Genomic DNA, 13,414 nt, shown 5'->3' on the forward strand with positions numbered 1-13,414 from the left:
CGACTTAATTGCAACTTGATGACAAATTCGGTGGATAGAAAATGATCTTTTCCATTTCTGCCTACAGCCTTATCCACAGATTCTGTGGATAAGATCTTAAACAACTAAAAATATAGACTATTTATTGCCCATATTGACCAAAACTCTGCCGTTTGGATGAATGCAACTGTTTATGCACAGCGTCAAGGTAATGGCGATGGAAATAGAGAGCATGACAAAGATAGCGACCATGATCATCAGTTGATATTTAATCGCAATCATTGGGCTAGCTCCGCCGAGGATTTGCCCGGTCATCATCCCCGGTAGTGTCACAAGACCTGTGGTACTCATAGAGGCGAGGGAAGGTGCGAGCGACTTCTGTAGGGCTTCTCTAATAAATGGCAGTGTGGCATAGCGAGGAGACGCGCCTAGCGATATCGCGCCCTCATATTCTGCTTTGCGTTGCTCAAGGCTTGTAAATACATTTTGTAATGCAACAATGTTGCCGCTTAGGCAATTGCCCAGCAGCATACCAGCTAAAGGAATCAGGTATTGGGCGTTGTAGAACGGCGTGGGTTTGATGATCATTAAGCAAATCACACTAAGCAGGGGCAATAACCCGACAAGTAGCCCCGCTATAACCGGCAACATCACTTTGCTTTTCGGCAGTTTTGCTTTACTGACGATTGAGCTTGCGCCAATCATTATCATCGCAACTAACCAAGCTAAATTTATAATCAAGTTATTGATATTAAATAGATATTCTAAGTAAATCCCGACAAGAGCGAGTTGTATCGTCATTCGAGCAACACTGATGATTAGCTCTTTTTCTATCTTTAATTGTAAGTAGCGACTGAGTGCAAAAGGGATGAGTAGCGTGGTAAAAAATAGCGCTAATACTGACCAATGAATATCGACAACAGATGACATAATTCTTCTCCCTGAATTGGGCAAATTGTACCGCAAAACGGGTCTTTTTCAGGTGGATTTTTTTGTTTACATCAGTTTCTCGGCAAGAATTAAAATGTTACCTATTATTAACAAGTGACTAACTTAAATGGAGATTTCTGCGAAAAGAAGCTGTAAAATTCGACAGATTTTCATGTGATACAGATCACATCTAACTGCGAGTTCATGATAGAAATGCTGTTAACATATTTTAATAAAAATAGGTATTTTTACACATGAATTTTTATTCGAACACATCTCTGTATCAACTCAAAAAAGTAGTGATTAAAAGGGCTTGAAGAGGAGTAATTGATTGAACCCTATAAAGAGTATGGTCTAAAATTTTTATCAGAAACAGTCGAACAGTCAGTTCTAATTGCGGGGCTGATAAATAACACTAAGTACACGATAGGCAAATGTATGAGTGATGTTAACAAAATTGAGAGTGGTGAAAAACGCTCACTGGAGTGGAAATCTTTCCTCTTCATTGCAGTTGTTCTCTTCCCAATTCTAAGTGTGGCGTTCGTAGGCGGCTACGGATTTATTGTTTGGGCACTACAAGTGTTCTTCTTTGGTCCTCCAGGCGCACACGGCATGTAAGCCGTTGAGCTCATGTACACACTTTTGAAAAGATTTTAAGAGAGCAAGCAATGAAATCATTAATCATTAAACTGTGGCGCACAATGACGCGTCCAGCGGTTCATATCAGCCTTGGTGTTCTAACCATGGGTGGTTTTATCGCTGGTGTTATCTTCTGGGGTGGTTTTAACACTGCACTAGAAGTGACTAACACAGAGAAATTCTGTATCAGCTGTCACACTATGCGTGACAACGTATACGTTGAACTACAAGAAACCGTTCACTGGAAAAACCACTCTGGTGTTCGCGCGACTTGTCCAGACTGTCACGTTCCACACAACTGGACTGACAAAATTGCACGTAAGATGCAGGCTTCTAAAGAAGTATTTGCACAAGTATTTGGCAACTACGACGAACCAGGTGTTTTTGAAGAGCGCCGTATCGAACTTGCTAAACACGAATGGGATCGTTTCTCGGCAAACAAATCTCTAGAGTGTAAAAACTGTCACAACTACAACTCAATGGACTTCGAGCAAATGTCTCCAACAGCTCGTATCCAAATGAAGCAGGCTGCTGAGAAAGATCAGAGCTGTGTAGACTGTCACAAAGGTATCGCGCACAAACTTCCAGCGGGTATGGATAGCATTGGCGGTATCGTAGGCGACCTAGAAGCACTAGCTTCAAACACTAACTACGATGTTGGTCAAACTCTAGTGAGCGTTCGTCACCTACCTATCTACTTCGATGACAAAGGCGAGAAAGAAGCAGGTCTTCTAAACCCAGCGTCAGAAGTAAAAGTAATTGCTGACAAAGGCGATTACGCTGAAGTTGAGATTGACGGCTGGCGTAAAGCGAAAGGCTTTGGTCGCGTAATCCAAGCTGACTTCGGTAAAAACATCGCAGTGGCATCTCTTCTTAAAGAAGCATCAACAGACAGCAATGTTGTGACTACTGGTGAGAAGAAAGTTGACGAACTAACTGGTCTTCCTTGGGAGAAAGTGGCAGCGAAAGTATGGATCAAGAAAGAGTCTATGCTAAACGACATCACGCCAGTTTGGGAAAAATCAGCTGAAGCATACAAAACTAACTGTTCAGTATGTCACACTCAACCTGCTGAAGCGCACTTCGATGCGAACACTTGGCCAGGTATGTTTGACGGTATGCTTGCATTCGTTAACCTAGACACAGACAGCGAAGCATTGATTCTGAAGTATCTACAAATGCACTCTTCAGATTTCGCTGAAGGTCACCACTAATAAGCGTCGGATGGAGTAATTTTTAATGGCTATTACACGAAGAAGTTTTCTTAAAGGCGTAGCAACGACAAGTGCAGCGACTGTAATTGGTCCTAGCTTATTAGCGTCTGCTTCGGCTAGTGCAGCTGAGACTACTGGTACTTGGAAAGTAACAGGTTCTCACTGGGGCGCGTTCCGCGCCCACATCTACGCGGGTAAAGTTCAAGAGATCAAACCGCTAGAACTAGATAAGAACCCAACTGAGATGCTTAACGGTATCAAAGGTATTATCTACAGCCCATCACGTGTACGTTACCCAATGGTACGTCTAGACTGGCTGAAAAAACACAAGTACAGCGCTGAGACTCGCGGTAACAACCGTTTCATCCGTGTAACTTGGGATGAAGCGCTAGACCTGTTCTACCGTGAACTAGAACGCGTACAAAAAGACTACGGTCCATGGGCTCTACACGCAGGTCAAACTGGTTGGAACCAAACTGGTGCATTCAACAACTGTACAGCGCACATGCAACGTGCAGTAGGTATGCATGGTAACTTCATCACTAAAGTAGGCGACTACTCTACTGGTGCTGGTCAAACCATCATGCCTTACGTACTAGGTTCAACAGAAGTTTACGCTCAAGGTACATCTTGGTCAGAGATCCTAGAGAACTCAGACAACATCGTCCTATGGGCAAACGACCCAGTGAAAAACCTACAAGTAGGTTGGAACTGTGAAACTCACGAGTCGTTTAAGTACCTAGCACAGCTAAAAGAAAAAGTAGCGAAGGGTGAAATCAACGTTCTTTCTGTAGACCCAGTTAAGAACAAGACTCAACGTTACCTAGAGAACGATCACCTGTACATCAACCCGATGACAGACGTGGCGTTCATGCTTGCTGTAGCTCACACGCTTTACAACGAAAACCTTTACGACAAGAAGTTCATTGAAACTTACTGTCTAGGTTTCGAAGACTTTATCGGTTACGTTCAAGGCGAAACCAAAGATAAAGTAGTTAAGACTCCTGAGTGGGCGGAAGAGATCTGTGGCGTTAAAGCTGACAAGATCCGCGAATTCGCACGCATGCTAGTAAACGGTCGTACACAGATCCTTATGGGTTGGTGTATCCAACGTCAAGAGCACGGTGAACAGCCATACTGGGCAGCAGCAGTAGTTGCAGCAATGGTTGGTCAAATCGGTCTACCTGGCGGTGGTATCTCTTACGGTCACCACTACTCAAGTATCGGTGTACCTTCAACTGGTTTTGCTGGTCCTGGTGGTTTCCCTCGTAACCTAGATACAGGTATGAAACCAAAATGGGACAACAACGACTTTAACGGTTACAGCCGCACGATCCCTGTTGCGCGTTGGATCGACTGTCTACTAGAACCAGGTAAAGAGATCCGTTACAACGGCGGTAAAGTAATCCTGCCAGACTTCAAGATGATGGTGATCTCGGGTAACAACCCATGGCACCACCACCAAGATCGTAACCGCATGAAGAAAGCATTTAAGAAGCTTCAGACTGTGGTAACTATCGAGTTTGCTTGGACTGCAACATGTCGTTTCTCTGATATCGTACTTCCTGCATGTACACAGTGGGAACGTAACGACATCGACGTATACGGTTCTTACTCGAACAAAGGTCTAGTGGCGATGCACCGTCTAGTAGACCCACTGTTCCAATCTAAGCCAGACTTCCAAATCATGAGTGAACTAACTCAACGCTTTGGTCGTCGTGACGAGTACACTCGTGGCATGAGCGAAATGGAATGGATCGAGAGCCTATACAACGATTGTAAAGAAGCGAACAAAGGTAAGTTCGAAATGCCAGAATTCGCAGAGTTCTGGAAAGAGAGCGTACTAGACTTCGGTGAAGGTAAACCTTGGGTTCGTCACGCGGACTTCCGCCAAGACCCTGAGATCAACCCACTAGGTACTCCGTCTGGCTTTATCGAGATCACTTCTCGTAAGATCGGCCGTTACGGTTACGAACACTGTCAAGAGCACCCAATGTGGTTCGAAAAGACAGAACGTTCACACGGTGGTCCTGGTTCTGAGAAACACCCGTTCTGGCTACAATCTTGCCACCCAGACAAGCGTCTGCACTCACAAATGTGTGAGTCAGAAGAGTTCCGCGCAACTTACGCTGTTCAAGGTCGCGAGCCTGTATACATCAACCCTCTTGATGCAAAAGAAAAAGGCATCAAAGATGGTGATCTAGTACGCGTGTTTAACGACCGTGGTCAGCTAATGGCTGGTGCTGTACTAACTGACAGCTACCCACGTGGTGTTATCCGTATCGAAGAAGGTGCATGGTACGGTCCTCTTAACGAGAAAGAGGGCGCAATCTGTACTTACGGCGATCCAAACACACTAACGCTAGATATCGGCTCTTCTGAGCTAGCTCAAGCAACGTCTGCAAACACTTGTATCGTTGACTTTGAGAAGTTCAAAGGCAAAGTACCACCAGTAACTTCATTCGGTGGTCCAATCGAAGTTGCTTAATAGCAAATTTGATTAAGCGTGATAAAAACCAGCCTTCGGGCTGGTTTTTTTATGCCTGTTGCAACATGGATGCGTCTTTTGTCACGCGAAGTTCTAGTACGAAAGAACTGTTATTTGGAAAACGTGAGTCACATAAAATTAATATATCTACATTTCATAGACTTACTTTTAATGAGGTGATTTAATCCTGCGCTACTGTTTTGTAGAGCTTGCTTATGTCGCCGCTAATCACCTTACAATGCCATGCTGAGATTGCCATTGCTAACCATAATCTGTTGGTTAAACAGCGTGGTGATGAGGTGAGCTTTTCCTATAGTGGGCTTAGCAATGATCCTATCAGTAGCCGTTACACGCTGTTTTCGCTAGATGGCTATATCGAGCCAGATGCCTTGCTTTATGGTGATGGTTTCCAAATGGGCTGCCAAACCCTTGGTACGCTCTCTAACTTGCGTTCAATTGGTAATTACCCTGATAACAGCTCTTTGCTGCGCGTCTACTCAAGTGCCGATCCTCAACGTTTTTACAACCACTTGTTGATCTGTGACTCGCTCGGTTACACCTTAATTGGCTTTACGTCTTGCCATCGTTTTGCTGGGTTTTTCGAAATATCCAAGCGCCCTGGTGGGCACAGAATTACCGCCTACATTGATGGGGAAGAGAGTTCACCGCGCGATTGGTCAACCTATGAGCTAGAGTCAGTAGTAATTTTAAAGTCAGCAGACTTTAACGAGGTCTATCAGCAGTATGTTGAGCACATCCATCGACACCATCCACCGCGTGAGAGTCAGTCACTCCCTCCGCCAACAGGCTGGAGTTCGTTGCAGTCACAGAGCGAAGGCTTTGATAGCGAGTTACTGCTGAAAAACTTAGCCATTCAATACCAACAACACTCCCAACTTGATTACGTCCTCATCGATCAGGGCTATCAAGCGGTGCTGGGTGATTGGTGTGAAGGTATACAGCCTTTTGTTGAGAAGCTGAGAGAGATTGTCGAACCGATCAAACAAGCAGGTAAAAAACCTGCTTTGTGGCTGACGCCATTTACCGTCGCTCCCGGATCTGCGCTGTTCATCGAGCACCCTGATTGGTTGGTACATGATGAACAAGGTGCGCCACTTCGAGCCGACAAAGTGACGTGGGCAGGGCTGGATGGAAAGCCTTGCTATGTACTCGATATGACCCATGAGGAAGTGCAAGATCATCTCTATGAATTGATTGCATGTTTGAGCCAAGAATTAGGTATTGAGCTGTTTAAGCTGGATGGTATGTATTGGGGCGCCATGAAAGGGCAGCGACGAGACGACGGCATCACGAGCATTGAGGCGTATCGCATTGGTCTTGGTGTCATCAATCAAGCCGCTAACGGTGCCCATTTACTTTTGAGCAGAGCACCACTGTGGCCGTCATTAGGTTTAGCTGATGGCATGCGAGTCACCGATGACGTGATTCGCGACACGCGCCAGTTTGAGCAAAACGCCTTAGCGACCTTCTTACGCAGTTGGCAAAATGGCAAGTTATGGCACATTGACCCTGATCGCTTGGTATTAACCTCGCTACCAAACCAAGGGTGTGAAAGAAGGTTTTATGACTTCCACCGCACCGTATTGCTTGCCTCTGGTGGGGTGCTATTTTCTGGCGATCCACTTGATGATATGACGCCGTTTGCTGTCGATTCGATCAAACGATTGATCATCCGCCATGTTGATAGCCAGCAATCGGCGAGTTTCTCCTCCATGACGCTGCAACATGCAACGTTAGAACTTACCCCAACGAATGATCTACATTGCCTGTTCAACTATCATCAAACGGCACGAGATTTGGTGTTAACTGCAAATCATCCAGTGGATTGGTATGACTTTTGGACGGGTGAAAAGCTCAACTCGATCACCACACAAGCCTTTGAAGTGACGCTTGAGTCAGGGCTATCAGCTCGAGCAATCGTTACTGTTGAATAACCACAGGGCATATACCCACTAGACCTTTAAATCACCGCCGCGTCTACAAACCAAGTCATTCTCGCTGAACCTAGCATCTCGAGGTTACTTGGGCATAATAGTCGCCATAAAACGGCGGCTGCTATACACTAAGCACCGATTAAAGACATTGGTTAGGTTTTTTATGTCCATTATCTTGGGGATTGACCCAGGCTCTCGTATTACAGGCTACGGCGTGATCCGTCAGCAAGGTCGCCATTTACAATATTTAGGTAGTGGCTGTATTCGTACCTCAGAAAAAGAACTGCCAGGTCGCTTAAAGCAAATTTATGCTGGTGTGACCGAAATCATTACGCAATTTCAACCAGACGTATTTGCAATTGAGCAAGTGTTTATGGCGCGTAACGCCGACTCAGCCCTAAAGCTTGGTCAAGCGCGTGGTAGCGCGATTGTCGCGGCGGTCAATGCTGATCTTCCGGTACATGAGTACGCGGCAAGGTTGATTAAACAAGCGGTGACTGGCACCGGTGGCGCGGATAAACAACAAGTGCAACACATGGTGCAGCAGATGCTCAAACTGCCCGCTTGCCCGCAGGCGGATGCCGCCGATGCGCTTGGTGTGGCAATCTGTCATGCTAACACCAACAAAACACTGATTGCACTAGCAGGCAAAGCCACAGGTGCACGCCGTGGACGCTATCGTTAGTCGATTTTAACTGGCTATCCATCCAGTTATTTATTATTATCGCTGCAACTATTTATAACTCTAGGTACCTACCGTGATTGGACGTCTTCGTGGCATCTTGCTAGAAAAGCAACCTCCTGAACTCCTGATTGAAGTCAATGGCATTGGCTATGAAGTACAAATGCCAATGAGCTGCTTCTATGAACTACCAAATGTCGGTGAAGAGGCTATTATCTATACGCATTTTGTCGTGCGTGAAGATGCCCAGCTACTATACGGTTTTAACACCGTTAAAGAGCGCGCTTTATTCCGAGAAGTGATTAAAGCCAACGGCGTAGGTCCAAAGCTTGGTTTGGGTATTCTATCTGGTATGACCGCCACTCAGTTTGTTGCTTGCGTTGAGCGTGAAGACATTTCAACGCTAGTCAAGCTGCCAGGCGTGGGTAAAAAGACCGCTGAGCGCTTAGTGGTTGAAATGAAAGACCGCCTAAAAGGTTGGAGTGCGGGCGATCTATTTACACCGTTTACTGATGCTGCGCCACTGGATAATGGCTTAACGCCATCACAAGGCAATGCGGAAGAGGAAGCAGTAAGTGCCTTGCTTGCACTCGGCTATAAACCAACCCAAGCTTCTAAAGTGGTATCTCAAGTGCAAAAACCGGGCATGAGCAGTGAAGAGCTTATCCGTGAAGCGCTGAAGTCCATGGTGTAACCGAGAGTTTAAGGTAACAAGATGATTGAAGCTGACCGCTTAATTGCCCCAGACAATCCCAGTTTTCGTGATGAAGATGTCATTGATCGTGCGATTCGCCCTAAGAAGCTCGCCGACTATCAAGGTCAAGATCACGTGCGTGATCAAATGGAGATCTTTATTAAAGCCGCTAATCTGCGCAGTGAAGCGCTCGATCACCTGCTCATTTTTGGTCCGCCAGGTCTTGGTAAGACCACACTCGCGAATATCGTGGCTAATGAGATGGGGGTGAATATTCGCACCACATCGGGTCCAGTATTGGAGAAGGCAGGGGACTTAGCGGCACTTCTGACCAATCTTGAAGAGAACGATGTACTTTTTATTGACGAGATCCACCGTCTTAGCCCAATGGTTGAAGAGGTGCTCTATCCCGCGATGGAAGATTACCAACTCGACATTATGATTGGTGAAGGTCCGGCGGCTCGCTCAATTAAAATCGACTTACCACCGTTCACTTTGATCGGTGCAACCACGCGTGCTGGTTCACTAACTTCACCACTGCGTGACCGTTTTGGTATTACCCAGCGTCTTGAATACTACAAAGTGGATGACTTGCAACATATCGTGCAGCGCAGTGCCGATTGCCTTGGTCTCTCAATGGAGTCTGAGGGGGCGTTAGAAGTGGCGCGACGTGCTCGTGGTACACCGCGTATTGCTAACCGTCTGCTACGCCGAGTGCGTGACTATGCAGAAGTAAAGGCGGATGGTCACATCAGTGCTGACGTTGCTGATAAAGCGCTGAATATGCTGGATGTGGATGTCCAAGGTTTTGACTACATGGACCGCAAACTTCTACTAGCGATTATGGAGAAGTTTGGTGGTGGTCCGGTGGGCTTAGACAATATGGCAGCGGCAATCGGTGAAGAGAAAGACACCATTGAGGACGTATTGGAGCCTTACTTGATCCAGCAAGGTTACTTGCAACGTACGCCGCGTGGTCGTATCGCGACCGATAGAGCTTACTTGCACTTCGGTATTGAAAAGTAAACTTTGTTTTCATTTCCGGTAATTAAAGCTCAAGTGTTTGTAATCAAATAAAATAGATTGTGAATATTTGGGCTTTTTTATTGATTAATAGAGCTTGACACTGGCTTGGTGTGGATAAGCTCACATTTTACCAAACCCATCTAATACTTTTTAGGTAATCAAAAATCACTCAATGTGATTGTTGTGTGAAAAATGCAACCCTTTCAATCTCTCGTTTTCATCTTTTTTTAACATCAAACTTTAATTTAGTTTGATTTAGATCAATCTGCGTGTTTTTTGTCCATTTTTCGCGTTTTTTACTTGATACAGATCAAGACGATTTGCGTTTATAAACCTTTTGAAACATCCGGCTTTTCGCAGTAATATTAGTGATAGCTATATTAGCTGATGCTTAACAATTAACTAACGATTGCAGTACATATTTATAACAATGTGATGTTTATTTAAACATTTCTCATAAGTGGCTAACACTTGAGATGCTAAAGCAATGAACGTAAAGCGTGTCTTTCAGCCGACACATAGGAGTTCTCATGATTGACATAGTTGATCTATCGCGGTTGCAATTCGCATTAACAGCGATGTATCACTTCCTATTCGTACCACTGACTCTAGGTATGGCATTCCTGCTTGCCATTATGGAATCAATGTACGTAATGACCAACAAGCAAATCTACAAGGACATGACCAAGTTCTGGGGTAAGCTATTTGGTATTAACTTCGCTCTAGGTGTGGCTACCGGCCTTACCATGGAGTTCCAGTTCGGTACTAACTGGTCATACTACTCTCACTATGTAGGTGACATTTTTGGTGCACCTCTTGCCATTGAAGCCCTAGTAGCCTTTTTCTTAGAATCCACTTTCGTGGGCCTATTCTTCTTTGGTTGGGATCGACTGTCGAAACGTCAGCACCTCGCAGTAACTTGGTTAGTTGCTCTAGGTTCTAACTTCTCGGCACTTTGGATCTTGGTTGCAAACGGCTGGATGCAAAACCCAGTGGGCGCTGAGTTCAACTTCGAAACTATGCGTATGGAAATGGTGAGCTTCGCTGAAGTTGTGCTAAACCCAGTTGCGCAAGTTAAGTTCGTTCACACGGTTGCTTCTGGTTACACCACAGGTGCGATGTTCATTCTAGGCATCAGCTCATGGTACCTGCTAAAAGGTCGTGACGTAGCATTTGCTCGTCGTTCATTTGCTATCGCAGCATCATTCGGTATGGCAGCAATCCTATCGACTATCGTTCTTGGTGATGAATCAGGTTACGAGCTAGGTGAAGTGCAAAAAGTGAAGCTAGCAGCGGTTGAAGCTGAATGGCACACAGAGCCAGCACCAGCAGCGTTTACTGTGTTTGGTCTACCAAACCAAGAAACGATGGAAACTGACTTCGCCCTTAAGATCCCTTACGTAATGGGTATCATCGCGACACGTTCTCTAGACGAGCAAGTAACGGGTCTACGTGACCTACGTGATGACCACGTTGATCGTATCCGTAACGGTATGTACGCGTACGAGCTACTTGAGAAACTACGTGCTGGCGATAAGTCAGAAGCGAACATGGCAGCATTTGATGAAGTGAAAGGTGACCTAGGTTACGGTCTACTTCTAAAACGCTACACAGACAACGTTGTTGACGCGACTGAAGACCAAATCCAAGCAGCAGCGGATGACTCTATCCCAACCGTATGGCCGCTATTCTGGTCATTCCGTATCATGGTTGCGTGTGGCTTTATCATGCTATTCGTATTCGGTGCGGCATTTGTACAAACTTGTCGTCAGAAGATCGAACAGAAACCTTGGATTCTAAAAGCTGCGCTATTCAGTATTCCACTACCATGGATTGCAGTTGAAGCAGGTTGGTTCGTTGCTGAATACGGTCGTCAACCATGGGCAGTAGGTGAAATTCTTCCTGTTCACGTTGCGGCTTCTGCACTGACTGCAGGTGAGATTTGGACATCTCTATTTGCAATCCTAGCGCTGTACACTGTGTTCCTAATTGCAGAAGTGTACCTAATGCTGAAATTCGCTCGCAAAGGTCCAAGCAGCCTGAAAACGGGTCGCTACCACTTCGAGCAAAATGCTGACTCTGTAGAAGACAAAGTTAGCCGCCAAGTAGAAGCGTAAGGTAAGGAGATACATTATGTTTGATTACGAAATCTTGCGACTTATCTGGTGGGTGCTTATCGGCGTTCTGATGGTAGGTTTCGCTATCACTGATGGTTTTGACATGGGCGTTGGCGCGCTTGTGCCAATCATCGGTAAAAACGACACTGAGCGTCGTGTAATGATTAACACTATCGCTCCACACTGGGACGGCAACCAAGTATGGCTAATCACCGCTGGTGGTGCACTATTTGCTGCTTGGCCACTGGTTTACGCAACGTCATTCTCAGGTTTCTACCTAGCGATGATCTTAACGCTTGCGGCGCTATGGCTACGTCCACTTGGTCTTGATTACCGTTCAAAGATCGAAGACAAAAAATGGCGTCAAACTTGGGACATCTGTATCGCGATCAGTGGTTTTGTTCCGCCGCTAATCTTCGGTGTAGCGTTTGGTAACCTACTGCAAGGCGTGCCGTTCCAACTTAGCGACTTTATGATGCCAACTTACCATGGTTCATTCTTCGGTCTACTAAACCCATTTGCGATCCTATGTGGTCTAGTAAGTGTGTTCATGATCGTGATGCAAGGTGCAACTTGGCTACAAATGAAGACCACTGACGAAGTACACGTTCGTGCACGTGCAGTTGCTCAACTAATGGGCCTACTGACTGTTGCCGCGTTCGTTGCTGCGGGCTTCTGGATCCAAAACATCGACGGTTACGTGATCACTAGCGTGATCGACACTAACGCTGCGTCTAACCCACTGAACAAAGAAGTGATTCGTGAAGCGGGTGCGTGGATGAACAACTTCGAAACTTACCCACTAATGTGGGCAGCACCTGCACTAGGTGTAGCGATGCCACTACTAGCGGTAATTGCGTCACGTTTCGAAAAAGGTGGGTTTGCGTTCCTATTCTCAAGTCTAGGTAACGCAGGTGTGATCCTAACAGCTGGCTTTGCAATGTTCCCATTCGTAATGCCTTCAAGCCTAGTACCTTCACACAGCTTGACTATGTGGGACGCAACTTCATCTGAACTAACACTGAACCTAATGACTGCAGTTGCAGCTGTGTTCGTGCCAGTTATTCTTGGCTACACATCTTGGACTTACTACAAGATGTTCGGTCGCTTGGATAACAAGTTCATTGAAGAAAACAAAAACTCACTTTACTAAGGAGCATTTACTATGTGGTATTTCGCATGGATTCTAGGTGTACTACTTGCTTGTGCATTCGGTATCATCAACGCTCTTTGGCTAGAGCACTCTGAAATGATGGACCAAGACAGTGAGTAATCTCGCTGACTTGATGACCAAACTGCATGCCCCTTTAGATAAGACCCTACTTAGGGTTTTATCTCTGGTGCTTGGGTTCTTTCATGTCGCGATGCTGATGTGGAACCCGCATGCCTACTCAGAAGCGATTGGCGGCTTCAATGCTGTGATTTCGCCTCTGCTGATTTGGGCGGTATGTTCAAGTATGGTATTTGGTCTGTCGTTTAAGCCAAGAAATTGGTACTGGCAGGTCTTATTCAGCCCATACATCAGTTTAGGGATTTTAATCTATTTAACAGTTGCTTACGTTTTATAGAATTTAATCGCACAAAAATTCATCAAGAAGATATTGAAAAAACGCTAGTTTATCTAAACTGGCGTTTTTTTTTACGTCAAAGGTCTGAAATCCCTTAACACTGCTTGCGCATAAGTTATTGG

Annotated in this window: 12 protein-coding genes; 11 read left to right on the plus strand and 1 reads right to left on the minus strand. The window is 45.6% G+C overall.

All coding sequences use genetic code 11. The features are described 5' to 3' along the window. Nucleotides 1–117: 117 nt before the first annotated feature. A complete protein-coding gene (locus tag GZN30_RS03280; RefSeq protein WP_075648005.1) occupies nt 118–909 on the minus strand; it encodes an ABC transporter permease in 792 nt (263 codons plus the stop codon). A 438-nt stretch (nt 910–1,347) separates the two neighbouring features. Between GZN30_RS03280 and torE the strand changes: the two genes are divergently transcribed. From torE to ybgE, 11 genes are all read left to right on the plus strand, one after another. Continuing rightward, a complete protein-coding gene (gene torE, locus GZN30_RS03285; protein WP_005450728.1) occupies nt 1,348–1,527 on the plus strand; it encodes a trimethylamine N-oxide reductase system protein TorE in 180 nt (59 codons plus the stop codon). Nucleotides 1,528–1,577: 50 nt separating this feature from the next. Next, complete coding sequence (gene torC / locus GZN30_RS03290) at nt 1,578–2,762, plus strand: pentaheme c-type cytochrome TorC (RefSeq protein ID WP_075648004.1); 1,185 nt, start codon at nt 1,578–1,580, stop codon at nt 2,760–2,762. 25 nt (nt 2,763–2,787) lie between these two features. Continuing rightward, on the plus strand, nt 2,788–5,250 hold the full coding sequence (torA, locus tag GZN30_RS03295; protein ID WP_075648003.1) for a trimethylamine-N-oxide reductase TorA: 2,463 nt from the start codon (nt 2,788–2,790) through the stop codon (nt 5,248–5,250). Nucleotides 5,251–5,465: 215 nt separating this feature from the next. After that, on the plus strand, nt 5,466–7,205 hold the full coding sequence (locus tag GZN30_RS03300; protein ID WP_075648002.1) for a glycoside hydrolase family 36 protein: 1,740 nt from the start codon (nt 5,466–5,468) through the stop codon (nt 7,203–7,205). A 163-nt stretch (nt 7,206–7,368) separates the two neighbouring features. Further along, on the plus strand, nt 7,369–7,890 hold the full coding sequence (ruvC, locus tag GZN30_RS03305; RefSeq protein WP_075648001.1) for a crossover junction endodeoxyribonuclease RuvC: 522 nt from the start codon (nt 7,369–7,371) through the stop codon (nt 7,888–7,890). A gap of 73 nt (nt 7,891–7,963) precedes the next feature. Beyond that, the gene (gene ruvA, locus GZN30_RS03310) at nt 7,964–8,581 is read left to right on the plus strand and encodes a Holliday junction branch migration protein RuvA (protein WP_075648000.1); all 618 of its coding nucleotides are present in this window, start codon (nt 7,964–7,966) and stop codon (nt 8,579–8,581) included. A 21-nt stretch (nt 8,582–8,602) separates the two neighbouring features. Next, nucleotides 8,603–9,607 carry a Holliday junction branch migration DNA helicase RuvB gene (gene ruvB / locus GZN30_RS03315; RefSeq protein WP_075647999.1) on the plus strand — a complete coding sequence of 335 codons (1,005 nt, stop codon included), beginning with the start codon at nt 8,603–8,605 and terminating at the stop codon, nt 9,605–9,607. 530 nt (nt 9,608–10,137) lie between these two features. Next, a complete protein-coding gene (cydA, locus tag GZN30_RS03320) occupies nt 10,138–11,724 on the plus strand; it encodes a cytochrome ubiquinol oxidase subunit I (RefSeq protein ID WP_075647998.1) in 1,587 nt (528 codons plus the stop codon). A gap of 16 nt (nt 11,725–11,740) precedes the next feature. Next, complete coding sequence (cydB, locus tag GZN30_RS03325) at nt 11,741–12,877, plus strand: cytochrome d ubiquinol oxidase subunit II (protein WP_075647997.1); 1,137 nt, start codon at nt 11,741–11,743, stop codon at nt 12,875–12,877. A 12-nt stretch (nt 12,878–12,889) separates the two neighbouring features. Next, on the plus strand, nt 12,890–12,997 hold the full coding sequence (gene cydX / locus GZN30_RS03330; protein ID WP_061781641.1) for a cytochrome bd-I oxidase subunit CydX: 108 nt from the start codon (nt 12,890–12,892) through the stop codon (nt 12,995–12,997). Further along, nucleotides 12,990–13,292: a cyd operon protein YbgE gene (ybgE, locus tag GZN30_RS03335; protein WP_075647996.1), complete on the plus strand. Its 303-nt coding sequence runs from the start codon at nt 12,990–12,992 to the stop codon at nt 13,290–13,292. The genes cydX and ybgE overlap by 8 nt, the downstream gene beginning before the upstream one ends. Nucleotides 13,293–13,414 lie beyond the last annotated feature (122 nt).

It is taken from the genome of Vibrio ponticus, from assembly GCF_009938225.1.
GTDB lineage: Bacteria > Pseudomonadota > Gammaproteobacteria > Enterobacterales > Vibrionaceae > Vibrio > Vibrio ponticus.